Below are 21,947 nucleotides of genomic sequence, written 5' to 3'. Positions count from 1 at the left end.
GTGGCCTCAGGCCCTGGGCGGGCCGCCCTCCTCCTCCATCCGCGCCTCCTCGAGGCTCGGGGAAGGGGTTTCCTCCTCCCGCCTCCCCGGCTCCTGTCCTCCTTGCCGGAGCAAGCGGAAGACCAGGTAAAGGAGGACCAGGACCACCAAAAGCCCCAACGCGTAGGGCCAGGCCGGGGCTTCCTGGGGCGCGGGCACCTCGGGCAGGGAAAGGGGCGGGCTCGGGGCCTTGAAGACCTCCCCTTCCACCCGGGAAAGCCTTTCAGAAAGCGCCTTTAGGGCTTCCTCCTGGGCCTTTACCTTGGTCTCCAAAAGGTCCACCCGGGCCGCCAGGTCCCGGTAAGAGGTGTAGGCCCGGTAACCGGCCCAGCCCAAGAACGCCAGGACCGCCAGGGCAAGAAGGGCATAAAGCCACCTTTTCATGGAACACCTCCTTTCCGCTCAGGCCCGGGCTTCCCTCTGGGCCCAAGGGCATTGTATCATGCCCTCACCTATGGCCGACAACGCCCGTCTCATCCTGGACGAACTTCTGGCAGAGCTGGAGGAACGGCGCAAAAAGGTGCTCCTGGGAGGGGGTGAGGAGCGCATCCAAAGGCAGCACCAGCAGGGCAAGCTCACCGCAAGGGAGCGAATAGACCACCTCCTGGACCCGGGGAGTTTCGTGGAGCTCATGCCCTTCGCCGAACACCTGGAAACCGGGCTCATGGAGGGCCTCGAGGCCCCCGCCGACGGGGTGGTGACGGGCTACGGCACCATCGGGGGGCGGACGGTCTTCGTCTTCAGCCAGGACTTCACCGTTTTGGGAGGCTCTCTGGGCAAGATGCACGGCCGCAAGATCGCCAGCCTCATGGACCTGGCCGCCAAGGTGGGGGCCCCCATCATCGGCCTCAACGACTCCGCCGGGGCCCGCATCCAGGAGGGGGTGGACAGCCTCTCGGGCTACGGGGAGGTCTTCTACCGCAACGCCATCTACTCCGGGGTGGTGCCCCAGATCTCCGCCATCCTGGGCCCCTGCGCCGGGGGCGCGGTCTACAGCCCCGCCATGACCGACTTCGTCCTCATGAGCCGGGGCACCAGCTACATGTTCATCACCGGCCCCGAGGTCATCAAGAGCGTGACCCGGGAGGAGGTGAGCTTTGAGGAGCTGGGGGGGGCCGAGGTCCACATGGAGAAAAGCGGGGTGGCCCACCTGGAGGGGGAGGACGACCGGGAGGTCCTGGACCTCATCAAGAGGCTCCTCTCCTACCTCCCGCAAAACAGCCGGGAAAAGCCCCCGGTGCTGGAGCCCAAGGACGACCCCTTCCGCCCCACCCCGGAGCTTCTTCAGATCGTCCACCCCGACGCCAAAAGGCCCTACAACATGCACCAGGTGATCCGCACCCTCCTGGACGGGGGGGAGTTTTTGGAGATCCAGCCCCGCTTCGCCCGGAACATCATCGTGGGCCTGGGGCGGCTTGGGGGGTACCCCGTGGGGGTCATCGCCAACAACCCCCGCTTCATGGCCGGGGCCCTGGACATCAACGCCTCGGACAAGGCAGCCCGCTTCATCCGCACCATGGACGCCTTCAACATCCCCCTCCTCACCCTGGTGGACGTGACGGGTTTCCTGCCGGGGGTGGCCCAGGAGCACGGGGGGATCATCCGCCACGGGGCCAAGATGCTCTTCGCCTACGCCGAGGCCACGGTGCCCAAGATCACCCTCATCGTGCGCAAGGCCTACGGGGGGGCGTACCTCGCCATGAACTCCAAGGACATGGGGGCGGACGTGGTCCTGGCCTGGCCCACGGCGGCGGTGGCGGTCATGGGGGCGGAAGGGGCGGCCAACATCATCTACCGCAAGGAGATCCAGTCCTCCCAAAACCCCGAGGAGACCCGGAGGAGGAAGATTGAGGAGTACCGCCGGGCCTTTGACAACCCCTGGGTGGCGGCGGCCAGGGGGTACATTGACGACGTCATTGACCCCGCCCATACCCGCGCCCTCCTCTACCGGCACCTACGGATGCTCTGGGAGAAGAAGGAGGAGCGGCCTCCCAAGAAGCACGACAACATTCCGCTGTGATGGACCTCGAGACCTTCCGCGAGGAGCTCACCGCCTGCCGCCTCTGCCCCCGCCTGGTGGCCTGGCGGGAGGAGGTGGCGGGCAAAAAGCGGGCCTTCCGCGGGGAGCCCTACTGGGCGAGGCCGGTCCCGGGCTTCGGGGACCCCAGGGCCCGGATCCTCCTCTTCGGCCTCGCCCCCGGGGCCCACGGCTCCAACCGCACGGGCCGCCCCTTCACCGGGGACGCCTCCGGGGCCTTCCTCTACCCCCTGCTCCATGAGGCGGGGCTATCCAGCAAGCCGGAAAGCCGCCCCGGGGACGACCTAAGGCTTCACGGGGTCTACCTCACCGCGGCGGTGCGCTGCGCACCGCCCAAGAACAAGCCCACCCGGGAGGAGCTCCGCACCTGCGCCCGGTGGACCGAGGTGGAACTCGCCCTCCTCCCCGAGGTGCGGGTCTACCTGGCCCTGGGAAGGGTGGCCCTCGAGGCCCTCCTCGCCCACTTCGGCCTGAGGAAGGCCCCCTACCCCTTCCGCCACGGGGCCCACTACCCCCTTCCCGGGGGAAGGCACCTCCTCGCCAGCTACCACGTTTCCCGGCAGAACACCCAAACCGGGAGACTCACCCGGGAGATGTTCCTTCAGGTCCTCATGGAGGCTAAGCGCCTCGCCGGGCTTTGAGCCAAGCCATCAGGGCCTCGTAGTCCAAGGTGTTCAGCACCCGCTCGGGACCGATCCAGGCCCTTTGCGCCGTGCCCACGGCGAGCTCCATGAAACGGAGGTACTCCGTCTGGTGGGCGTCGGTGGAGAGGCTGATCCAGAGGCCCATCCCGTAGGCCATGCGGGCCAGGTCGTCGGGGAGGTCCATGCGGTCGTAGTAGCCGTCTATCTCCACGGCCACCCTCCGCTCCAGGGCCTTCCGGAAGACGGCCTCCCAGTCCGCCTCAACGGGGGGCCTGCGGCCCAGAAGCCTCGCCGTGGGGTGGGCGAGGACGTGCACAAAAGGGTTCTCCAGGGCCTTGAGGAGGCGCCTGGTCTGGTCGGCCTTGGGAAGCTTGAACCGGGAATGGATGGAAACGAGCACGAGGTCCAGCTCCCTCAAGACCCAGTCCGGGTAGTCCAGGGTGCCGTCCGGACGGATGTCCACCTCGGCCCCGGCCAAAAGGTAGGGTGGCCCGTGGGACTCGTTAAAGCGGCGGATGGCCTCTATGCGCCTCAGGGCCTCCTCTGGGGAAGGCCCCCCGGCCACCCGCACCGCCGGGGAGTGGTCGGTCACGGCCAGGTACCGGTAGCCCATGGCCTTGGCCGCTTCCCAGAGCTCCTCCAGGGTGTTCTGGCCGTCGGAGTAGGTGGAGTGGACCTGGAGGTCCCCCTTGACCTGGGAAAGCTCCAAGAGCTTAGGAAGCCTGCCCTCCAGGGCGGCCTCCACCTCCCCCTGGTCCTCCCGGAGGGGGGGCGGGATCCAGGGGAGGCCCAAGGCGGCGTAGACTCCCTCCTCGGTCTCCCCGGCGATGCGCCTTTCCCCCCGGAAGACCCCGTACTCGGAAAGCTTCAGGCCCTTCTCCTGGGCGAGGGCCCGGAGCCTGATGGAATGGGCCTTGCTCCCGGTGAGGTACTGGAGGCCTGCGCCGAAGCTTTCCGGGGGCACCACCCTGAGGTCCACCTGGAGGCCGTTTTTCAGGAAGACCGTGGCCCTTTCCTTCCCCTTCGCGTAGACCTCCTTCACCTGGGAAAGGCGCACGAAGCCTTCCACCACCCTTTCGCCCTCCCCGCTGGCCGCCAAAAAGTCCAGGTCCCCCACGGTGTCCTTGTAGCGCCTGGCCGAGCCGCAAAGCTCGGCCCTCTCCACCCCGGGAAGCTCCCGGATGGCCTGGAGGAGACTCCGCGCCAGGGAGAGCACCGCCCCCAAGGGCCTCCGCTTCCCCGCCGCCTGGGCCAGGGCGAGGCCTTCCCGGATACGCTCCGCCTTCTTGGGACCGAAGCCCTTGAGCCGGGTAAGGTCCCCCCGCTCCAAGGCCTCCCTGAGCTTGTCCAGGGAGTCTATGCCCAGGGCCTCGTAGAGCGTTCGGGCGGTCTTGGGACCCACCCCCGGGACCTCCATGACGGAAAGGACTCCCCGGGGAACTTTCTGGGAAAGCTCCTGGTGCTTCCCCACCTTCCCCGTGCGGAGGAACTCCAGGATCTTGTCCGCGAGGTCGGGACCGATCCCGGGAAGCTCCAAGAGGGCTTCCTTTCCCTTTTTGGCCATCTCCTCTATGGGGGTGTCCAGGTCGTAGAGGGTGCGGGCCGCCTGGTAGTAGGCCCGCACCCGGAAGGGGTTGTCCCCCAGGAACTCGCTCATGAGCCCGATCTCCTCAAAGATGCGGGCCAGCTCCTGGTTTCTCATGGCCCCACTATACGCGTATACTGAAGGCCGAGCCATGCCCAGGCCAGACCGCTTCCGCAAGGCCGTGGTAGCCCTCCTGGAAGCCGAAGGCCGCCCCCTCCACTACACGGAGATCGGCCGCCGCCTCAAAGAGATGGGCCTTTGGGAGGCGGTCAAGGAACCGGAGAAGATCGCCAAGGTGCGCCTCTCCGCCCTGGCGAGGTGGACGCGAAGCCCGGTGGTGGCCCTAGGGAAAGGCTTCTACGCCCTCAGGGAAGAAGGCGGTAAGAACCCAGCACCTTAAGGTAGTTGGCCCGCTCCAAGGCGGCGGGCTCGGCCACCTTCTCGTAGCTCATGGCGCCCCGCATCTCGGCCACGCTCTCGTAGCCTTTCTCTTCCATGAAGGCCCTGAGCTCGGAAAGGACGGTCTGGAAGTGGCGGGGGCCCTTTTCCAAAAGGGCGGAGGTCATCATGGCCACCTGGGCCCCCGCCAGGAGGGCCTTGGCCGCCTCCTTTCCCGAGTGCACCCCGCCCGTGAGGGCCAGCTCCAGGTTCACCCGGCCGTAGAGCAGGGCCACCCAGTGGAGCCTGAGCAGGACCTCGTAGGGGCGGGAAAGGCTTAAGGTGGGCACCACGGAGAGGGTTTCCAGGTCAAAGTCTGGCTGGTAGAAGCGGTTGAAGAGCACCAGGGCCCGGGCCCCGGTCCCCTCCACCCGCTTGGCGAAGTGGGCGAAGGCGGTAAAGGCGTGGCCTACCTTCACCGCCACGGGGATCCCCACGCTTTCCACCACCGCCCGGATGGTGTCCAGGTACATGGCCTCCACCTCGGCCCCGGAAAGGGCGGGGTCGGTGGGGATGTAGTAGAGGTTGAGCTCCAGGGCGTCGGCCCCGGCGTCTTCCAGAAGCCTGGCGTACTCCACCCATCCCCCCCGGCTCACCCCGTTAAGGCTGGCGATGATGGGTACGGAAACCCGCTCCTTGGCCCGGGCGAGGAGGTCCAGGTGGCGCTCCGGGGTGAGGCGGTACTCGTGGGCCCGGGGGAAGTAGGAAAGGGCCTCGGCGTAGCTCTCGTGGCCGTAGTGGAGGTAGTGGTCCAGCATCTCCTCCTCGAGGGTCACCTGCTCCTCAAAGAGGGAGTGCATGACGATGGCCGCCGCCCCCCCGTCCTCCAGGCGCAGGAAGCCGTCCAGCCTCTCCGTGAAGGGAGAGGCGGAGGCCACCAGGGGATGGGCCAGATCTAAACCGAGATAGGTGGTCCTCAGGTCCATGTTCACCTCCCAGAGGCCAAGGCCTCCTTCACCGCCAGGCGCGTAAGCCGCTCCCACCGCTCCCGCACCGCCTCCTCGGCCAGGCGCAAAAAGGCCTCGGCGCCCTCGGGATGGGTCTGCAGGAGGAGGCGGTAGCGGTTTTCGGCGTAGAGGTACTCCTTGAGGGGCAGGGTGGGGGGCTTGGAGTCCAGCTTCAGACCCTCCCCCGGCAGATAGCGGAAGAGGGGCCAGTAGCCGGTGCGCTCCGCCAGCTTCTGGTGGTCCATGCCCTTGGCCATGTCGATGCCGTGGGCGATGCAGTGGCTGTAAGCGATGAGGAGGGCGGGGCCCCGGTGGGCCTCGGCCTCGAGGAAGGCCTTTACCGTGTGGGCGTCGTTGGCCCCCATGGCGATCTGGGCCACGTAGACGTGGCCGTAGCTCATGGCCATGAAGGCCAGGTCCTTCTTGGGGGTGGGCTTGCCCGCCATGGCGAACTTGGCCACCGCCCCCAGGCCCGTGGCCTTGGAGGCCTGGCCGCCGGTGTTGGAGTACACCTCGGTGTCCAGGACCAGGACCTTGACGTTGGCCCCGCTGGCCAGGACGTGGTCCAGGCCCCCATACCCGATATCGTAGGCCCAGCCGTCCCCGCCCACGATCCAGACGGAGTGGGGGATGAGGGCGTCGGCCACCGCCAGGAGGTCCCTGACCCGGGAATCCCCGAAGCCCGCAAGCCTTTCCCGAAGGAGGGCCACGTCCCGCCGCCTTTCCTCCACCTCCTCAGGCCCCACCTCCCGAAGAAGCCGTTCCACGAGGGCCTCTCCCAGAACCTCCCGGAACTCGGGAAGAAGCCTCCTGGCGTACTCCGCCTTCTTGTCCAGGGCCAGGCGCATGCCGAGGCCAAACTCAGCGTTGTCCTCAAAGAGGGAGTTGGCCCAGGCGGGGCCCCGGCCCTCCTTGTTCTTGCTCCAGGGAGTAGTGGGGAGGTTTCCCCCGTAGATGGAGCTGCACCCGGTGGCGTTGGCCACGATGAGGCGGTCGCCGAAGAGCTGGGAGAGGAGGCGCAGGTAAGGGGTCTCCCCGCACCCGGCGCAGGCCCCGGGGAACTCAAAGAGGGGCGGGAGAAGCTGGACGTCCTTCACCGTGTGGAGCTTGAGGCCCGCCCTCGGGGTCTCGGGGAGGGAGAGAAAGAAGTCCCAGTGGGCGTTCATGGCCTCCCGGACCTCGAGGCGGGGGGCCATGTTCAAGGCCTTGCGGCTGGGGTTGCGCTTGTCCTTGGCCGGGCAGGCCTCCACACAGAGGGAGCACCCCGTGCAGTCCTCGGGGCTGATGGCGAGGACGAACTCCCCGGAAAGCTCCTTCCACATGGCCCTGCGGTGGGGGAACCCCGGGGGTGCGCCAAGAAGGGCCTCCTCCGGCACCACCTTGGCCCGGATCACGGCGTGGGGGCAGACCAGGACGCACTTCCCGCACTGGACGCAGACCTCGGGGTCCCAGGTGGGCACGAACTCGGCGATCCCTCGCTTCTCGTACCGGGCCGTGCCGGTGGGGTAGGTGCCGTCCGGGGGAAAGGCGGATACGGGCAGGGCATCCCCCAGGCCCAGGGCGATGGGGCCCAACACCTCCCGCACGAAAGGGGGCGGGTCCCCCACCATGGGGGGGATGAGCTCCTTCCGGGAGGTCACGCGCCCCGGCACGGGCAGGGCCTCCACCGCTTCAAAGCCCAGGTCCACCGCCTGGAAGTTCCGCTCCAAGACCGTGCGCCCCCGCTTGCCGTAGCTCTTCTCGATGCCCTTCTTGATGCGGGCCTTGGCCTCCTCCTCGGGGAGGACCCCGGAGAGCTTAAAGAAGGCCGCTTGCATGATGGTGTTGATGCGCCCGGGAAGGCCCACCTTCCGGGCCAGCTCGTAGGCGTTCACCACGTAGACCTTGAGGTTCTTCTCTAGAATGGCCCCCTGCACGGGTTTCGGCAAGCGGTCCCAGACCTCCTCCTTGGGGTAGGGGCTGTTGAGGAGGACCGTGGCCCCCTCCTCGGCCACCTGCAGCATAGGGAAGCGCTCCAGGAAACCCCACTGGTGGATGCCCACGAAGCTGGCCTTCTGGATCAGGTAGGGCTTGTTCAGGGGGTTGGGGCCGAAGCGCAGGTGGCTCACGGTGCGGGAGCCCGACTTCTTGGAGTCGTAGACGAAGTAGCCCTGGGCGTGAAGGGGGGTCTCCTCCCCGATGATCTTGATGGTGTTCTTGTTGGCGGAGACGGTGCCGTCGGAGCCTAGGGCGAAGAAGACGGCCCGCACCGAGGCCGGGTCCTCAAAGTCCACCTCGGGGTAGGCGAGGCTGGTGCCGGTGACGTTGTCCACGATGCCCACGGTGAAGCCGTGGCGCGGGCGCTCCCTCTTGAGCTCCTCGTAGACCCCGAGGGCCATGGCGGGGGTGAACTCCTTGGAGGAAAGCCCGTACCGCCCGCCCACCACCACGGGCACCTCCCCCCCCTTCAAGGCCAAGGCCGCCGCCACCTCCTGGAAGAGGGGCTCCCCCACGGCCCCGGGCTCCTTCCCCCGGTCCAAGACGGCGAGCCTCCTCAGGGTGGGGGGAGGACCTCGAGAAAGGCCTCGGCGTGGAAGGGCCGGTAAAGCCGGACCCGCACCATCCCCACCCTTTCCCCCTGCCGGAGGAGGTGGTCCACCGCCTCCTCCACGCTCCAGGAGGCCGAGCCCATGACCACCACCACCCGCTCCGCCTCGGGGTGGCCCAGGTACTCGTAGGGACGGTAGCGCCGGCCCGTGACCTCGGCGAAGCGGTCCATGGCCCTTTGCACCACCTGGGGGAGCCTGAGGTAGTAGGGGTTGATGGCCTCCCGGTTCTGGAAGTAGTGGTCGGGGTTCTGCGCCGTGCCCCGGATCGCCGGGGCCTCGGGGGTGAGGGCCCGCCTGCGGAAGGCCTCCAGGGCCTCGTAGGGGAAAAGGGCCTTGAGCTCCCGGTCCGAAAGGGGCAGGATCTTCTGCACCTCGTGGGAGGTGCGGAAGCCGTCCATGGCGTGGAGGAAGGGGAGGCTGGCCTCGAGGGCCGAGAGGTGGGCGATGGCCGCCAGGTCCTGGGCCGCCTGGACCGAGTCCGAGACCAGGATGGCCCACCCCGTGGGGCGGACGGCGTAGAGGTCCTGGTGGTCCCCAAAGATGGAGAGGGCGTGGGTGGCCAGGGCCCGGGCGGCCACGTGGATGACCCCGGGGAGGGCCTGGCCGGCGATCTTGTACATGTCGGGGATCATGAGGAGGAGGCCCTGGCTGGCGGTGAAGGTGGTGGCCAGGGCCCCTTCCTGCAAGGCGCCGTGCAAGGCCCCTGCGGCCCCCCCTTCCGACTGCATCTCCACCACCCTGGGGGGGAGGCCGAAGAGGTTGGGCTCCCCCCGGGCCGCCCACTCATCGGCAAGCTCGGCCATGGGGCTGCTGGGGGTGATGGGGTAGATGGCGATGACCTCGGAAAGGCGGTAGGCCACCCGGGCCACCGCCTCGTTGCCGTCCACGGTGATGGGGCGCATAGGCTTCACCTCTACCCTACCCTATTCCCTTCCCCGGGTGAGGAATGTCCCGGAAGGTGGGTGCCCGCGCCCTGGTTCTGCGCATATAAGCCCCCGCTCTGGCGAAAGCCATAGCGAGGTACTTAGAATGAGGGCATGCTCCGCTACCTTCTCGCCCTGGTCCTGGCCGCCCTGGGGGTGGCCCTCGAGGCCTACCGGGGGCCTCTCCTCCTCCTCGCCGGCCTCAGCCTCCTCCTCTTCCGGCCCCGAAGCTGCCCGAGGCCTTGACGCCAAGCCCCGGGAGGGAAAGACTTGGGGGCGTGGACGCCTTTCAGAAGCGCCTAGAGAAGCTGGCCGAGCTCGCCATCCGGGTGGGGCTCAACCTGGAAAGGGGGCAGGAGGTCATCGCCACTGCCCCGGTGGAAGCGGTGGACTTCGTGCGCCTCCTGGCGGAGAAGGCTTACCGGGAGGGGGCTAGCCTCTTCACCGTCCTCTACGGGGACAACGCCCTCGCCCGAAAGCGCCTCTCCCTGGTGCCGGAAGAGGGCCTGGAAAAGGCCCCGGCCTGGCTCTACGAGGGCATGGCCAAGGCCTTCCGGGAAGGGGCGGCGAGGCTTGCCGTTTCCGGCAACGACCCCAAGGCCTTAGAGGGGCTTCCCCCGGAACGGGTGGGCCGGGCCCAGCAGGCGAACGCCCGGGCCTACAAGCCCGCCCTGGAGGCCATCACCGAGTTCGTCACCAACTGGACCATCGTCCCCTTCGCCCACCCGGGCTGGGCCCGGGCGGTCTTCCCCCAGCTCCCGGAGGGGGAGGCCATAACCAAGCTCTGGGAAGCCATCTTCCAGGCCACCCGGGTAGACCAAGAGGACCCCATGGCCGCCTGGGAAGCCCACAACCGCTTCCTCCACCAGAAGGTGGCCTACCTAAATGGGCAACGCTTCCACGCCCTCCACTTTCGGGGCCCGGGGACGGACCTCACCGTGGGCCTCGCAGAGGGGCACCTTTGGCAGGGAGGGGCCACCCCCACCAAGAAGGGGCGCCTTTGCAACCCCAACCTGCCCACGGAGGAGGTCTTCACTGCCCCCCACCGGGAACGGGTGGAGGGGGTGGTGCGGGCAAGCCGCCCCCTGGCCCTCGGAGGCACCCTGGTGGAGGGGATCTTTGCCCGGTTTGAGAGGGGCGTGGCCGTGGAGGTGGGGGCGGAAAAGGGCGAGGAGGTGCTGAGGCGGCTTCTGGATGCCGACGAGGGGGCGAGGCGCCTCGGGGAGGTGGCCCTGGTGCCCGCCGACAACCCCATCGCCAAGACGGGGCTCGTCTTCTTTGACACCCTCTTTGACGAGAACGCCGCCAGCCACATCGCCTTCGGCCAGGCCTACCAGGAGAACCTCGAGGGCCGCCCCTCGGGGGAGGCCTTCCGGAGGCGGGGCGGGAACGAAAGCCTCATCCACGTGGACTGGATGATCGGCTCCGAGGAGCTGGACGTGGACGGGCTCTACGAGGACGGGACCCGCGTTCCCCTCATGCGCCGGGGAAGGTGGGTGGTGTAAAGGCCTTTACACCCTCCACACCCCGCCTCCCCTAGGCTGGGGTGCGGAGGTGAACCATGAGAAAAGCGCTCCTTGGCGGTGTCCTGGCCCTGGGCCTTCTGGCCCTCGCCCAGCAGGGCGAGGACCTGGCCCGAAACCTCTGGCGGCTCCTCGCTGGCTTCTCCGGCCAGGACTACCGCCTGTCCTGGCACTACGTCCCGGGCAAGCCCATGGGCTTCTACAAGGGGACGGAGCCCCACGGGGCCCTCCTCCGCACCTTCGTCAACGACATCGCCTACGACGCCATCCGGGCCAAGGCGGGGAGGTATCCCGTGAACGCCGTCCTGGTCAAGGACAACCACATGCCCGACGGTAAACTGGACGCCATCACCGCCATGGTGAAGATGCCCGAGGGCTACTACCCCGAGGGAGGAGACTGGTTCTGGGTCAAGTACTTCCCCGACGGGCGGGTAGACGTGGCGGGCAAGGTAACCATGTGCGCCGCCTGCCACGCCCAGGCGAAGGCCCAGGACTTCGTGTTCAGCACCCCTATTCGCTAGGATTCTAGGCTCTCCAGAAGGCGTTCTAGCCGGGCCGGGTACACCAGGTACCCGGCCCCGTCCCGCTTCAGGGCCCCTTCCATCCGAAAAAGCCGAAGGGCATAGGCTGCGCTCACCCGGGTCACCCCGCAGAGGGAGCCCAGTTCCTCTTGCGTCAGACCTAGGTCCAGCCGCACCCTGCCTTCCCCTTGGGCCTCACCGAAACGCCGGGCCAGAGACAGAAGCAGGCGCCCCACCCGCACAGGGGCGGGCAGGGCGCTTTGGGCCAGCTCCTCGGAGAGGAGGGTGACCCGGTCCGCCAGCACCGCGCAAAGCCTTAACGCCGCCTCGGGGACCTCACGGCAAAGGGCCAGGAACTGCTCCCGGGAAACGGGGCAGACCACCGCCTCCGGGCTTTGTACCAAAGCGGTCACGCCCTGGCGGGAGCGCTCGGTGAGGAAGGATTCCCCGAAAAGGTCCCCCGGGCCCAGGAGGGCCAGGGTGCGCTCCCCTTTAGGGGTTTCCAAGAGAAGCCGTACCCGCCCCTCTACCAGGATGTAGAGGCTCGCCGCCTCATCCTCTTGGCGGAAGACGGCTTCACCCCGGGCAAGCCTTCGGGGTGGGCAGATGGCCTCCACCTCTTGCCGCTCCTCCGGGGAGAGGCCCTCCGGAAAGCGGGCCTCTGGCACGACGAAAACCCCTTTCCGGGCCGGTGCACCCCGGCCCAGGAGGCGAAGCAGGGTGTGGGGTTGCCAGAGGGCCATCCTGTAAAGGAGTTTATACCCTGGAACCCGCCCTCCCCATTAACCTGGGCCCTGCCCTTCGGGGCAGAGGGAGGCCAAGATGCACAAGGTAGCCATTATCGTGCTGGCAGGAACGGAAACCCACGAGGGCCTGGGCCGCCTGGTAAACGCCCTGATGCTGGCCCAGGAGCTCAAGCGGGCCGGGGACGAGGTGCGGATCGTCTTTGACGGGGCCGGGACCCAGGGGCTCGCTGCCCTCTCCGATCCCGATCATCAAGCCCACGTCCTCCTCTTGGCGGTGAAAGAGCGGATCCTGGGGGCCTGCGCCTACTGCTCCCGCGCTTTTGGGGTCAAGGAAATCCTGGAAGCCCGGGGCTTCCCCTTCCTCTCCGAGTTCCACGACCACCCGAGTCTCAGGGGCCTCTTGGAGGAGGGGTACCAGCTCGTGACGTTCTAAGTGCCCGCGCCTCGGTTCCGCGACATGTAAGCCCCCGCTTTGGCGAAAGCCAGAGCGGGGTACTTAGCCGAAGTGGGGTCAAGGAGGGCCTCACACCTCACGGTCGGCCCCTGCCGGGCCATCAGGCGCAGCAGGAAAGCTTTTGGGGGTCGGTGTCCAGGGCCTGGGCCACGAGCCTTATCCCCTCGGCCAGGGTCAGGTAGGGGTGGAAGGTGTCTATAAGGTCCCGGTAGCCGAGGCCGTACTTCACCGCCAGGATGCCCTCTTGGATGACGTCCCCCGCCTCGTGGGCCAGGACGTGGAGGCCGAGGACCGTCCCCTCTTCGTCCACCACGATCTTGAAACCCCCCCGGGTGTCGCGGGCGGTGAGGGCCTTGGGCAGGAGGGAAAGGGGGAGAAAGGCCGCCCGCGCCATCCGGCCCCTCGCCCTCGCCTCTTCCTCGGTGAGGCCCACCGCGGCCAGGGCGGGGTCGGTGAAGGTCACCCGGGGGAGGGCGGAGAGGTCCAGGGGCGTCTCCACCCCTAGGGCGTTCCTCGCCGCCACCCGGCCGGACTGGGCGGCCACGTAGACGAACTGGGGAAGCCCCGCCACGTCCCCGGCGGCGTAGACCCGGGGGTTGGTGGTGCGCAAGGTGGGGTCCAGCTGGAGGAAGCCCTTCTCGTCCCGCTCCACCCCCGCCCGCTCCAGGCCGAGCCCCTCCAGGTCCGGCCTCCTCCCCGTGGCCACGAGGAGGCTTTCCGCCTCAAAAACCCCCCGGTCGGTCCTGACCCGGAAAGTCCCCTCCCGGGCTACGGCCTCCACCCGCACCCCGGTGTGGACCCGGAGGCCCTCCTCCTCCAGGTAGCCCCGAAGGAGCCGGGCGAGCTCCCAGTCTTCCTGGGGCAAGACCTCGGGAAGGGCCTCGAGGACCACCACCCGGCTCCCAAGCCTAGCGAAGGCCTGGGCGAGCTCAAGGCCGATGGGCCCTCCCCCCACCACCAGGAGGCTTTCGGGGAGGGCGGGGGCGGAGAGGGCCTCGAGGTAGGTCCAGGGGGCGCTTTCCCGGAGGCCCGGGATGGGGGGAATAAAAGGCCTCGCCCCGGTGGCAAGAAGGTAGCGCCCGGCGAGGACCTCCCGCCCCTCTACCTCCATCCTCTCCCCGTCCAGGAAGCGGGCCCTCCCCCGGAGCACGGGGACCCCGGCCGCCTCCAGGACCTCCTGGTACTTCTCCTCCCTGAGGGCCGAGATCAGGGCCTCCTTGCCCGAGAGGAGGGCCCTCCAGTCCACCCCGAGGACCCTTAGGGCAAGCCCCGGAAAGGCGGAGTGGCCCGCCCGGTGGAAGGCGTGGGCCGCCCGGAGGAGGTACTTGGAGGGGACGCACCCCACGTTGACGCAGGTGCCCCCCAGGACCCCCGCCTCCACCACGGCGGCTTTCGCCCCCAGGGCGGCCGCCTCCAGGGCCGCCGCCACCCCGGCGGAGCCCGAGCCCACGATGAGGAGGTCGTAGCTCACAGCGCCTCCCCTGGGTAGCCCACCCGCTCCAAGGCCGCCAGCAGGTCCTCCAAGGCCGCCTCCCCCAGGACGTGGGCCTCCTTCCTGAGGTAGTCCACCCTCACCTTCTCCACCCCCGCCACCTGGCCCAGGGCACGCTCCACCGTGCGGATGCACCCTGCGCAGTGGATCTTGGGGACCCGGATGCGAAAGCGGTTCTTCTCCATGCCCCCAGGCTAGACCCTGGAGCTCGCTCCAGGGTCAAGGGGGTCCAGGTAGACGCAGTGGTCCTTCCCGTCGCAGGCGGGGTCGGGGTGGGCCTCGGCAAAGGCCAGACGCTCGGCCAAGGCCTGCTCCAGGGCCCTCAGTTCCCTAAGGCGCCGCCTGACCTCCTCCAGGCGGGCCCCTAAAACCTCCCGCACGTGGCGACAGGGAGGCTTGCCCTCGTCCATCAGGCGGAGGATCCCGGCGATGTCCTCCAGCCTAAGCCCGGCGGCCTGGGCCTCCTTGACGAAGCGGAGGCGGCGCCGGGCCTCTTCCCCGTAGAGGCGGTACCCGGCGGGCGTCCGCCCCTCGGGGGAAAGGAGGCCAAGCCTCTCGTAATAGCGGAGGGCGTCCGGGGAGAGGCCGAACTCTCGGGCCAGCTGACCAACGGTAAAGGGCATCTACTTCCTAACCTCTCGTCAGGGTAGCCCGGGGCCCAGCTCCCGTCAAGGACCTGAGAGGGGGGCAGGTGGGAGGGGTCCATTAGCGATTTTATTCACGATTAAACATGCATGTGCCATAGATCTCCTCCTCACAAGCCGAACCCCCACGGCTACACCGCCTCCAAGGCCTCCAGGAAAAGGGCCGACAGGTCCTCGGGGTCTTCCAGCCCCACGGAAACCCGCACCAGCCCTGGGGTGACCCCGGCCTGAAGCCTGGCCTCCTCCTTGAGGCGGCTGTGGGTGGTGGTCCAGGGGTGCACCAACAGGGTGCGGGCATCCCCCAGATTGGCGGCCTTGAAGAGGCGGATGGCCCCGAGGAAGCGGCTTGCCGCCTCCTGGCTTCCCAGGTCCAGGGTGAGCATGGGCCCGCCCGAGGCCAGGTACTTCCGGGCGTTCCTGTAGGCGGGGTCCTCGGGAAGGCCCGGGTAGCGGAGGGCCTTGACCTTGGGGTGAGCCCGGAGGCGCCCGGCGAGGAGGGCCGCCGTCTCGCTCATCCGCCTGACCCTTAAGGCCAGGGTCTCCAGCCCCTGGAAGAGAAGGTAGGCGTTGAAGGGAGAAAGGCTCATCCCCCCCAGGGAGAGGCCCAGGGTGCGGACCCGGTCCGCGAAGCACCGCGGCCCCAGGGCCGCCCAGGGAACCTGGCCCTTGGCATCCGGCTCCTGGAACTGGGGGTAGCCCTCAAAGAGGGCGGTCTCCCGGGAAAGCACCGCCCCGCCCAGCACGGAGCCGTGCCCCGAGGCCCACTTGGTGAGGCTTTCCACCACCACGTGGGCCCCCCAGTTGAGGGGCCTACAAAGCGCCCCCACCGCCCCGAAGGTGTTGTCCACCACCAGGGCCACACCCCGTTCCTCGGCCAAGGTGGCCAGGGCCTCGAGGTCGGGCACCAGGAGGGCGGGGTTGGCCAGGGTTTCCACGAACACCGCCCGGGTCCTTTCCGTGAGGGCCTCCCGCACCTTGTCGGGCTCGGGATCCACGTAGCGCACCCTCACCCCCATGAGGCCGAAGACCTGGTGGAAAAGCCCGATGGTCTGGCCGAAGAGCCCCTTGGCCGCCACCACCTCGTCCCCCTGGCGGAGAAGGGCGAGGAGGGCCGCGAAGGTGGCCGCCTGCCCCGAGGCCAGGACCACGGCCTCCAGGGCCCCCTCCAGGGCCTTGAGCCTTTCCTCCAGGGCCTTCGTGGTGGGGTCCTTTTGGCGGGCGTAGACGTACCCCTCCCCGGTGGCAAAGCGCTCCTGGCCTTCCTCCAGGGTCTTGAAGCCGTAGGCGGCCACGGCGTAGATGGGCAGGCCAAGGGCCCCGTGGGGATCCTCGGGCAGGCCCGAAAGCACCGCCAGGGTCTCGTACTCCATCCCCCACCCCCTAGCGCACGAGGAGCACGGGACAGGGGGCCTCGGCCACCACCCTTTGGCTTTGGCTTCCCAGGAAGAGGCTCCCCACCGCCCCCAGGCCCCGGGTGCCCATGACGATGAGGTCGGCCTTTTCCCCCCTGGCGGCCTCGAGGATGGCCTCCGCCGGACGGCCCTCCAGGAGAAGGGCGTCCTCCTGGGGCACCCCGGTGAGGGCCACCGCCTCGGCCAAGACCTTCTCCGCCCGCTCCAGGCGGCGCTTCAGGGCCTCCTCAAAGAAGGGCTCCCCCAGGTAGTCGGGAACGGGCTCGTAGGCGTGGACCAAAACAAGCCTCGCCCCGTGGGCCTCCGCCTCGGCCTTGGCCACCAAGGCCGCCCGCTTGGCGTGCTCCGAGCCATCGTAGGCCAGAAGAATGGTCCTGAACATGACCCAAGCTTATCAGGCCTCGGGCCGGGCTTCCGGGGGGAGCTCCACCCTCCTTCCGCAGCGGCAGGTCTCCCCTTCCCAGCGGAAGACCGTGCCGTCCGCCCGGGGGTAAAGCCAAAGGGCCCCGCAGTCCGGGCAGCGCACCTCGGCCACCAGGGAGCGGATCTCCTCCGGAAAGAAGCGGTAGACCTCCCCGCACCAGTGGCAGACCACCTCCGCCCCCCCATCCTTCACGATCATCTCCTCCCTTTCCTCCGGGGTGAAGAAGACCAGGGCCTCCAGGGCCTTCTCCCGGTTGCAGCGGCAACGGAAACGGGCGGGGATCTCGTTTTGGGGGTAGCCCAGGGCCCGGAGGTCCGTGCGCGCGAAGCCCAGGCCCGCGAGGAGGGCCTCCAAGGCCCCCTCCAGGCCCCGCTCCCGAAGGAGGGGGGTGATGCCGGGGAGGTCCTTCAGGTTGGCCTCGAGGCGGGCGATGACCTCTTCCTTAGCCCCGGGCATCACCTGGACGGCCACGCCCCCCGCCACCTCCACCTCCCCTTCCCCCTTGACCCGCACGCCGAGGAGCACGGCGGAGGGGATCTGCTCCGACTGGAAGAGGTAGTGGGCCAAGTCCTCGGCCATCTCCCCGGAGACCAAGGGCACGGCGCTGGTGTAGACCTCCCCGTTAGGCAGGCTCCGGTCCACCCGCAAAACCCCGGCCCCCACCACCGCCCCCACGTTGAGCTTCCCGTCCTCCCGCAAGGGCACCTCGGCCTTGGGGTTTTTCACGTAGCCCCGCACGTGCCCAAAGGCGTCCGCCTCCACCACAAGCCCCCCCAGGGGCCCGGCCCCCTCCACGCGCAGGGTGAGCCGCTCCTTGGGGGTCTTGAGGAGGAGCTGGGCGAGGAGGAGGGCCCCGGTCAGGGCCCGTCCCAGGGCAGCCGTGGCCGTGGGGGAAAGGCCGTGGCGCAGCCGCGCCTCCTCCACGATGTCCGTGGTCTCGGCGGCCACCACCCTCAGATCCCCCTCCCCGGCCAGGCCCCTAAGGATCCTTCCCATACCCCGCCATTATGCCACGGGCCCTATAATCGCCCATATGGGCCTTCGCATCTACGACACCCTGCAAAGGGCCAAGGTGGAATTCGTCCCCGCCACGCCCGGCCACGTGGGCATCTACGTCTGCGGCCCCACGGTCTACGCCGACCCCCACCTGGGCCACGCCCGGGGCCCCATCGTCTACGACGTCCTCAGGCGCTACTTCCTTCACAAAGGCTACAAGGTACGCTTCGTCTCCAACATCACCGACGTGGGCCACCTCACCGAGGACGAGGAGGGCGAGGACAAGATCGTGAGGCGGGCCAAGCTGGAGCGCCTGGAGCCCATGGAGGTGGCCGAGAAGTACACCTGGAGCTATTTTGACGCCATGCAGGCCCTGAACGTCCTCAGGCCCTCCATCGCCCCCCGGGCCAGCGGCCACATCCCCGAGCAGATTGAGCTCACCCGGGTTCTCCTGGAAAAGGGGCACGCCTACGAGCGGAAGGGGAGCGTCTACTTCCGGGTGCGTTCCTTCCCCGAGTACGGGAAGCTCTCCGGCAAGCGCCCGGAGGAGCTTCGGGCGGGGGCCAGGGTGGAGGTGCGGGAGGAGAAGGAAGACCCCCTGGACTTCGCCCTCTGGAAGGCCGCCGAGCCCGGGCACCTCATGCGCTGGAGGAGCCCCTGGGGGGAGGGGTATCCCGGCTGGCACATTGAGTGCACCGCCATGAGCCTCAAGTACCTGGGGGAGGGGTTTGACCTGCACGCCGGGGGGATAGACCTCCAGTTTCCCCACCACGAGTGCGAGATCGCCCAGGCGGAGGCCGCAGGCTTCCGCTTCGCCCGCCACTGGATGCACCACAACCACGTCCTCCTCCAAGGGGAGAAGATGGCCAAGAGCACGGGGAACCTGGTCCTCCTCCACGACCTCCTCAAGGCCCACGAGCCCATGGCGGTGCGCTTCTACCTCCTCCAGACCCACTACCGGAGCCCCATGGACTTCACCTTTGAGGGCCTGGAGGGCGCCAAGAGGGGCTACGCCCGCCTCCTCCACGCCTACCGGGAGGTGCGGGAGCGCCGGAGGACCGCCCCCCCCGGCACCACCCCCGGGCTGGAAAGGGCCCTGGACGCGCTGGAGAAGGGCTTCCTCGAGGCCATTGAGGACGACCTCTCCACTCCTCAAGCCATCGCCTTGCTCTTCACCTTCCTCCCGGAGCTCCACCGCCTCCTCCCCGAGGCCAAGGCGGAAAGCCTGGCCCGGGCCCAGGAGGTCCTCCACACCCTGGGGGAGGGAATCCTTGGCCTCTTTCCCGAGCGGGTCTTGGAAGAAAAGGTCTCGGGACCCCTCCTGGAGGGGCTCATCGCCCTCCTCCTGGAGCTTCGCGAGGAGGCCCGACGGGCCAAGGACTACGCCAAGAGCGACCTCATCCGGGAGAGGCTCAAGGCCCTGGGGGTGGTGGTGGAGGACACCCCGGAGGGCCCCCGGTGGCGCCTGGAACCCTAAAGCCCCGCCCCAGGGGCGGGTCCGGGAGCGGGGCCTCATACCCCATGCTGGCCCAAGCCAGCATGGGGGCCCTTAGGCAGGCTTCCCCGAGCCAGCAGGGCAGGAAAGGGTATCAGCGGGAAACGGGGTAACCCCCCACCTCCAGCACCGCCTCCGCCGCCTGGCGCCTCAGGGCCACCAGGTCCACGGGCTCGTGCTTGGTAAGCCTGCGGGCGGCGGAGTAGACCACCCGGGCCTCGTCCCCCTCCACCAGCCTCGGGAGAACGGAGAGGGCCCCGGCCTGGGCCCGGTCCAGGGCCTGCACCAGGTAGATGCGGGCCAGGGCCTGGGCCAGCCCCCCAAGCCGCCTGGCCCGGAGGAGGGCGCTTTCCGCGGCGTAGGCGTCAATGAGGATGTCGGCGGCGGCGGCCAGGACCTCCTGTTCCTCTTCCACCTTTTGCCCGTACTTCTGGGCGGCCAGGCCCGCCACCATGAGGGCCAGCTTCTTGAGGTTTTGCACCTGGTGGAGCTCGAGGTCCTCGGGCTCCTCAAAGACAGGTTCCAGGAGCTCCTTCTGGAGCCTCATGGCCGCCTGGAAGAGGGGGAGCTGCCCCTTTAAGGCCCGGCGGAGGAGCATGCCGGGGATGAGGAGGCGGTTGATCTCGTTGGTCCCCTCAAAGATGCGGTTGATGCGGGCGTCGCGGTAGGCCCTCTCAATGGGGTACTCCTGGGAGTAGCCGTAGCCCCCGTGGATCTGCACCCCCTCGTCCACCACGTAGTCCAGGACCTCGGAGCCCAGGACCTTGATGATGCTGGCCTCCACGGCGTACTCCTCAATCCCCGCCATCACCGCCTCGGGGCCCTTCTTGCCGGAAAGGGCCTCGTCAATAAGGCCCACGGTGCGGTAGACGGCGCTCTCCGCGGCGTAGATGCGGCTCGCCATCTCCCCAAGCTTCTGCTGGATGAGGCCGAAGCGGCCGATGGGGCGGCCAAACTGCACCCGCTGGTTGGCGTACTGGGCGGAGAGCTCCAAGGCCCGCTTGGCCCCGCCCACGGCCCCCGCCCCCAGCTTGTAGCGGCCCACGTTGAGGACGTTGAAGGCGATCTTGTGCCCCTTGCCCACCTCCCCCAGGACGTTCTCCACGGGGACCCTGACGTCCTCCAGGATCACCTGGCGGGTGCTGGAGGCCTTGATGCCCATCTTCTTCTCCTCGGGGCCGAAGGAAAGCCCCGGGGTGTCCCGCTCCACCAGGAAGGCGGTGAAGTGCTCCCCGTCCACCTTGGCGAAGACGGTGAAGAGGTGGGCGAAGCCAGCGTTGGAGATCCACTGCTTGACCCCGTTCAGGATGTAGTGCTTTCCGTCTTCGGAGAGGGTGGCCCGGGTCTTGGCGGCGAGGGCGTCCGAGCCCGAGCCCGGCTCCGTGAGGCAGTAGGCGGCGATCCACTCCCCGCTGGCGAGCCTCGGCAGGTACTTCCGCTTCTGCTCCTCGGTGCCGAAGTAGACCAGGGGCAGGGTGCCGATGGAGGTGTGGGCCCCGTAGGTGACGGAGAAGCCCCCGCTGCCGGAAAGCTCCTCGGCCACCACGGTGGAGATCACCTTGGGCAGGTCCAGGCCACCGTACTCCTCGGGAACGTCAATGGCCAAAAGCCCAAGCTCCCCCGCCTTGCGCATGAGGGGCACGTTCAGCTCGAGCTCCCCGTGTTCCATGCGCTCCAGGAGGGGAAGCACCTCCCGCTCCACGAAGGCGCGGGTGGTGCGGGCGATCTCCTTCACGCTCTCGTCAAAGTCCTCCGGGGTGTAGACCCGTTCCGGGGTTTCCAAAAGCCAGCCGCCGCCTTTCTGCCAGAGCTTCTTCTCCTCGGTCATGGTATCCCTCCTCAGGCCGGGTACACCTCAAAGACGCCCGCGGCCCCCATGCCGCCGCCGATGCACATGGTGACGAGGCCGTACCCCCCGCCCCTCCGGGAAAGCTCGCTCAGGAGCTGGGCGGTGAGCTTGGCCCCCGTGGCCCCCAGGGGGTGGCCTAGGGCGATGGCCCCGCCGTTGACGTTGGTCCTCTCCTCGGGCATCTCCAAGGCCCGCATCACCGCCAGGACCTGGGCGGCGAAGGCCTCGTTGAACTCGATGAGGGCGATCTGGTCCAGGGTAAGCCCCGCCCGCTTTAGGGCCTTGGGCACCGCCTTCACCGGCCCGATGCCCATGATGTCGGGCTCCACCCCGGCCACGGCGAAGCTAACGAAGCGGGCCAAGGGCTTTAGGCCCAGGGCCTCGGCCTTCTCCCGGCTCATGACCACCACCGCCGCCGCCCCGTCGGAGTAGGGGCTGGCGTTGCCGGCGGTCACGGTGCCCCCCTTCTTGAAGGCGGGGCGGAGCTTGGCCAGGGCCTCGAGGCTGGTGTCGGGCCGCACCGTCTCGTCCCTTTCAAAGAGGATCTCCTCCACCCGCTTCTTGGTCCCCTGGTAGGTCACCCGGGGCACCCGGATGGGCACCACCTCGCTAAAGCGCCCCTCGGCCCAGGCCTGGGCGGCCTTCTGGTGGCTCCTTAGGGCCCACCGGTCCTGGTCCTCGCGGCCGATGCCGAAGCGCTCCGCCACCCTTTCGGCGGTGAAGCCCATGCCGATGTAGGTGGAATAGGTCTCCGGGCTCCACTCCGTGGGGGTGAGGTCGGGGTGGAGCCTGGTGTGGAAGCCCGACATGGGCACCTGGCTCATCATCTCCACCCCGCCCGCCAAGACGGCCTCGGCCATCCCCGTCATCACCGCCTGGGCGGCCATGGCGATGGTCTGGAGGCCACTGGAGCAGAAGCGGTTGATGGTGGCCCCCGCCACCTCCACGGGGAACCCCGCCCGGAGGAGGGCGAGCCTGGCGATGTTCAGCCCCTGGGCGGCCTCGGGCATGGCGCACCCCCAGAGGACGTCCTCGAGCTCCTTGGGGTCCAGGCCCACCCGCTCCACCGCCGCCCGCATCACCTGGGCCGAGAGGTCCACGGGGTGGAGGGTGGCCAAGGCCCCATCCTTCTTGCCCCGGGCCACGGGGCTCCGCACTGCGCTCACGATGACCGCTTCCCGCATCTTTT

Annotated in this window: 22 protein-coding genes; 8 read left to right on the top strand and 14 right to left on the bottom strand. The window is 68.7% G+C overall.

From position 1 onward, the window contains the following. Nucleotides 1–6 precede the first annotated feature (6 nt). Complete coding sequence (locus tag ACZ5RK_RS07990) at nucleotides 7–423, bottom strand: hypothetical protein (protein ID WP_464908721.1); 417 nt, start codon at nucleotides 421–423, stop codon at nucleotides 7–9. Between the two features lie 70 nt (nucleotides 424–493). Here ACZ5RK_RS07990 and ACZ5RK_RS07985 point away from each other — a divergent pair, with 70 nt between their 5' ends. Both ACZ5RK_RS07985 and ACZ5RK_RS07980 read left to right on the top strand, forming a co-directional pair. Beyond that, nucleotides 494–2,059 carry an acyl-CoA carboxylase subunit beta gene (locus tag ACZ5RK_RS07985; RefSeq protein ID WP_464908720.1) on the top strand — a complete coding sequence of 522 codons (1,566 nt, stop codon included), beginning with the start codon at nucleotides 494–496 and terminating at the stop codon, nucleotides 2,057–2,059. Next, nucleotides 2,059–2,718 (top strand): type-5 uracil-DNA glycosylase, encoded by a 660-nt coding sequence (locus tag ACZ5RK_RS07980; RefSeq protein WP_464908719.1) that lies wholly within the window; start codon nucleotides 2,059–2,061, stop codon nucleotides 2,716–2,718. Before ACZ5RK_RS07985 ends, ACZ5RK_RS07980 begins: the two co-directional genes overlap by 1 nt. On the opposite strand, the gene polX is transcribed toward ACZ5RK_RS07980, so the two are convergent. Then, nucleotides 2,696–4,423: a DNA polymerase/3'-5' exonuclease PolX gene (polX, locus tag ACZ5RK_RS07975; RefSeq protein ID WP_464908718.1), complete on the bottom strand. Its 1,728-nt coding sequence runs from the start codon at nucleotides 4,421–4,423 to the stop codon at nucleotides 2,696–2,698. The genes ACZ5RK_RS07980 and polX overlap by 23 nt on opposite strands. A 34-nt stretch (nucleotides 4,424–4,457) precedes the next feature. Between polX and ACZ5RK_RS07970 the strand changes: the two genes are divergently transcribed. After that, complete coding sequence (locus ACZ5RK_RS07970) at nucleotides 4,458–4,706, top strand: HTH domain-containing protein (protein WP_054647130.1); 249 nt, start codon at nucleotides 4,458–4,460, stop codon at nucleotides 4,704–4,706. Here the strand turns inward: ACZ5RK_RS07970 and ACZ5RK_RS07965 are convergent. Genes ACZ5RK_RS07965 through ACZ5RK_RS07955 form a run of 3 tightly spaced genes read right to left on the bottom strand, consistent with a single transcriptional unit; the run spans nucleotide 4,672 to nucleotide 9,181 of the window. Next, the gene (locus ACZ5RK_RS07965; RefSeq protein ID WP_464908717.1) at nucleotides 4,672–5,670 is read right to left on the bottom strand and encodes a dihydroorotate dehydrogenase-like protein; all 999 of its coding nucleotides are present in this window, start codon (nucleotides 5,668–5,670) and stop codon (nucleotides 4,672–4,674) included. The genes ACZ5RK_RS07970 and ACZ5RK_RS07965 overlap by 35 nt on opposite strands. A gap of 2 nt (nucleotides 5,671–5,672) precedes the next feature. Continuing rightward, nucleotides 5,673–8,210: a pyruvate:ferredoxin (flavodoxin) oxidoreductase gene (gene nifJ, locus ACZ5RK_RS07960; RefSeq protein WP_464908716.1), complete on the bottom strand. Its 2,538-nt coding sequence runs from the start codon at nucleotides 8,208–8,210 to the stop codon at nucleotides 5,673–5,675. A gap of 14 nt (nucleotides 8,211–8,224) precedes the next feature. Beyond that, nucleotides 8,225–9,181 carry a 2-oxoacid:ferredoxin oxidoreductase subunit alpha gene (locus ACZ5RK_RS07955; protein WP_464908715.1) on the bottom strand — a complete coding sequence of 319 codons (957 nt, stop codon included), beginning with the start codon at nucleotides 9,179–9,181 and terminating at the stop codon, nucleotides 8,225–8,227. Between the two features lie 135 nt (nucleotides 9,182–9,316). Between ACZ5RK_RS07955 and ACZ5RK_RS07950 the strand changes: the two genes are divergently transcribed. From ACZ5RK_RS07950 to ACZ5RK_RS07940, 3 genes are read left to right on the top strand one after another with little or no spacing between them, the layout of a single operon-like run. Further along, nucleotides 9,317–9,448: a hypothetical protein gene (locus ACZ5RK_RS07950; protein WP_464908714.1), complete on the top strand. Its 132-nt coding sequence runs from the start codon at nucleotides 9,317–9,319 to the stop codon at nucleotides 9,446–9,448. A 32-nt stretch (nucleotides 9,449–9,480) separates the two neighbouring features. Next, the gene (locus ACZ5RK_RS07945; protein WP_464908713.1) at nucleotides 9,481–10,707 is read left to right on the top strand and encodes an aminopeptidase; all 1,227 of its coding nucleotides are present in this window, start codon (nucleotides 9,481–9,483) and stop codon (nucleotides 10,705–10,707) included. Between the two features lie 56 nt (nucleotides 10,708–10,763). Then, nucleotides 10,764–11,246 (top strand): cytochrome P460 family protein, encoded by a 483-nt coding sequence (locus ACZ5RK_RS07940; RefSeq protein ID WP_054647129.1) that lies wholly within the window; start codon nucleotides 10,764–10,766, stop codon nucleotides 11,244–11,246. On the opposite strand, the gene ACZ5RK_RS07935 is transcribed toward ACZ5RK_RS07940, so the two are convergent. Continuing rightward, nucleotides 11,243–11,989 carry a Crp/Fnr family transcriptional regulator gene (locus ACZ5RK_RS07935; RefSeq protein WP_464908712.1) on the bottom strand — a complete coding sequence of 249 codons (747 nt, stop codon included), beginning with the start codon at nucleotides 11,987–11,989 and terminating at the stop codon, nucleotides 11,243–11,245. The genes ACZ5RK_RS07940 and ACZ5RK_RS07935 overlap by 4 nt on opposite strands. Before the next feature lie 79 nt (nucleotides 11,990–12,068). On the opposite strand from ACZ5RK_RS07935, the gene ACZ5RK_RS07930 reads away from it, so the two are divergent. Continuing rightward, the gene (locus ACZ5RK_RS07930; RefSeq protein ID WP_464908711.1) at nucleotides 12,069–12,425 is read left to right on the top strand and encodes a DsrE family protein; all 357 of its coding nucleotides are present in this window, start codon (nucleotides 12,069–12,071) and stop codon (nucleotides 12,423–12,425) included. 121 nt (nucleotides 12,426–12,546) lie between these two features. Here ACZ5RK_RS07930 and merA read toward each other — a convergent pair whose 3' ends face one another. From merA to hslO, 6 genes are all read right to left on the bottom strand, one after another. After that, a complete protein-coding gene (gene merA / locus ACZ5RK_RS07925) occupies nucleotides 12,547–13,917 on the bottom strand; it encodes a mercury(II) reductase (RefSeq protein ID WP_464908710.1) in 1,371 nt (456 codons plus the stop codon). After that, entirely contained in the window at nucleotides 13,914–14,123 is a 210-nt protein-coding gene (locus ACZ5RK_RS07920; RefSeq protein ID WP_054647615.1) for a heavy-metal-associated domain-containing protein, read from the bottom strand. Before ACZ5RK_RS07920 ends, merA begins: the two co-directional genes overlap by 4 nt. Before the next feature lie 9 nt (nucleotides 14,124–14,132). Then, the gene (locus ACZ5RK_RS07915; RefSeq protein ID WP_464908709.1) at nucleotides 14,133–14,561 is read right to left on the bottom strand and encodes a MerR family transcriptional regulator; all 429 of its coding nucleotides are present in this window, start codon (nucleotides 14,559–14,561) and stop codon (nucleotides 14,133–14,135) included. Nucleotides 14,562–14,713: 152 nt separating this feature from the next. Next, nucleotides 14,714–15,952, bottom strand: coding sequence for an aminotransferase class I/II-fold pyridoxal phosphate-dependent enzyme (locus tag ACZ5RK_RS07910; protein ID WP_464908708.1), 1,239 nt, complete (start codon nucleotides 15,950–15,952; stop codon nucleotides 14,714–14,716). 10 nt (nucleotides 15,953–15,962) lie between these two features. Then, the gene (locus tag ACZ5RK_RS07905; protein ID WP_464908707.1) at nucleotides 15,963–16,376 is read right to left on the bottom strand and encodes a universal stress protein; all 414 of its coding nucleotides are present in this window, start codon (nucleotides 16,374–16,376) and stop codon (nucleotides 15,963–15,965) included. Between the two features lie 12 nt (nucleotides 16,377–16,388). Beyond that, nucleotides 16,389–17,414, bottom strand: a complete 1,026-nt coding sequence (gene hslO / locus ACZ5RK_RS07900; RefSeq protein ID WP_464908706.1) for an Hsp33 family molecular chaperone HslO — start codon at nucleotides 17,412–17,414, stop codon at nucleotides 16,389–16,391. 37 nt (nucleotides 17,415–17,451) lie between these two features. On the opposite strand from hslO, the gene cysS reads away from it, so the two are divergent. Further along, nucleotides 17,452–18,891, top strand: a complete 1,440-nt coding sequence (gene cysS / locus ACZ5RK_RS07895; protein WP_464908705.1) for a cysteine--tRNA ligase — start codon at nucleotides 17,452–17,454, stop codon at nucleotides 18,889–18,891. A 112-nt stretch (nucleotides 18,892–19,003) separates the two neighbouring features. Here the strand turns inward: cysS and ACZ5RK_RS07890 are convergent, their stop codons facing one another. Further along, nucleotides 19,004–20,737, bottom strand: coding sequence for an acyl-CoA dehydrogenase family protein (locus tag ACZ5RK_RS07890; RefSeq protein ID WP_464908704.1), 1,734 nt, complete (start codon nucleotides 20,735–20,737; stop codon nucleotides 19,004–19,006). 11 nt (nucleotides 20,738–20,748) lie between these two features. Next, nucleotides 20,749–21,942, bottom strand: coding sequence for a thiolase family protein (locus tag ACZ5RK_RS07885; protein ID WP_464908703.1), 1,194 nt, complete (start codon nucleotides 21,940–21,942; stop codon nucleotides 20,749–20,751). Between the last annotated feature and the right edge of the window lie 5 nt (nucleotides 21,943–21,947).

The organism is Thermus kawarayensis JCM 12314, assembly GCF_055393575.1.
Note: the sequence above shows the minus strand (reverse complement) of the source record. Positions and strands in the feature narration are given on the sequence as shown.

Bases quoted from the DNA above. Each gene is read 5' to 3' on its own strand.
- ACZ5RK_RS07920 (WP_054647615.1), bottom strand. From the start codon at position 14,123: ATGGAGAAGAACCGCTTTCGCATCCGGGTCCCCAAGATCCACTGCGCA.
- ACZ5RK_RS07915 (WP_464908709.1), bottom strand. From the start codon at position 14,561: ATGCCCTTTACCGTTGGTCAGCTGGCCCGAGAGTTCGGCCTCTCCCCG.
- ACZ5RK_RS07985 (WP_464908720.1), top strand. From the start codon at position 494: ATGGCCGACAACGCCCGTCTCATCCTGGACGAACTTCTGGCAGAGCTG.
- ACZ5RK_RS07970 (WP_054647130.1), top strand. From the start codon at position 4,458: ATGCCCAGGCCAGACCGCTTCCGCAAGGCCGTGGTAGCCCTCCTGGAA.
- ACZ5RK_RS07950 (WP_464908714.1), top strand. From the start codon at position 9,317: ATGCTCCGCTACCTTCTCGCCCTGGTCCTGGCCGCCCTGGGGGTGGCC.
- ACZ5RK_RS07980 (WP_464908719.1), top strand. From the start codon at position 2,059: ATGGACCTCGAGACCTTCCGCGAGGAGCTCACCGCCTGCCGCCTCTGC.
- polX (WP_464908718.1), bottom strand. From the start codon at position 4,423: ATGAGAAACCAGGAGCTGGCCCGCATCTTTGAGGAGATCGGGCTCATG.
- ACZ5RK_RS07890 (WP_464908704.1), bottom strand. From the start codon at position 20,737: ATGACCGAGGAGAAGAAGCTCTGGCAGAAAGGCGGCGGCTGGCTTTTG.
- ACZ5RK_RS07940 (WP_054647129.1), top strand. From the start codon at position 10,764: ATGAGAAAAGCGCTCCTTGGCGGTGTCCTGGCCCTGGGCCTTCTGGCC.
- ACZ5RK_RS07905 (WP_464908707.1), bottom strand. From the start codon at position 16,376: ATGTTCAGGACCATTCTTCTGGCCTACGATGGCTCGGAGCACGCCAAG.
- hslO (WP_464908706.1), bottom strand. From the start codon at position 17,414: ATGGGAAGGATCCTTAGGGGCCTGGCCGGGGAGGGGGATCTGAGGGTG.
- ACZ5RK_RS07885 (WP_464908703.1), bottom strand. From the start codon at position 21,942: ATGCGGGAAGCGGTCATCGTGAGCGCAGTGCGGAGCCCCGTGGCCCGG.
- cysS (WP_464908705.1), top strand. From the start codon at position 17,452: ATGGGCCTTCGCATCTACGACACCCTGCAAAGGGCCAAGGTGGAATTC.
- ACZ5RK_RS07955 (WP_464908715.1), bottom strand. From the start codon at position 9,181: ATGCGCCCCATCACCGTGGACGGCAACGAGGCGGTGGCCCGGGTGGCC.
- ACZ5RK_RS07935 (WP_464908712.1), bottom strand. From the start codon at position 11,989: ATGGCCCTCTGGCAACCCCACACCCTGCTTCGCCTCCTGGGCCGGGGT.
- ACZ5RK_RS07965 (WP_464908717.1), bottom strand. From the start codon at position 5,670: ATGGACCTGAGGACCACCTATCTCGGTTTAGATCTGGCCCATCCCCTG.
- ACZ5RK_RS07930 (WP_464908711.1), top strand. From the start codon at position 12,069: ATGCACAAGGTAGCCATTATCGTGCTGGCAGGAACGGAAACCCACGAG.
- ACZ5RK_RS07910 (WP_464908708.1), bottom strand. From the start codon at position 15,952: ATGGAGTACGAGACCCTGGCGGTGCTTTCGGGCCTGCCCGAGGATCCC.
- ACZ5RK_RS07990 (WP_464908721.1), bottom strand. From the start codon at position 423: ATGAAAAGGTGGCTTTATGCCCTTCTTGCCCTGGCGGTCCTGGCGTTC.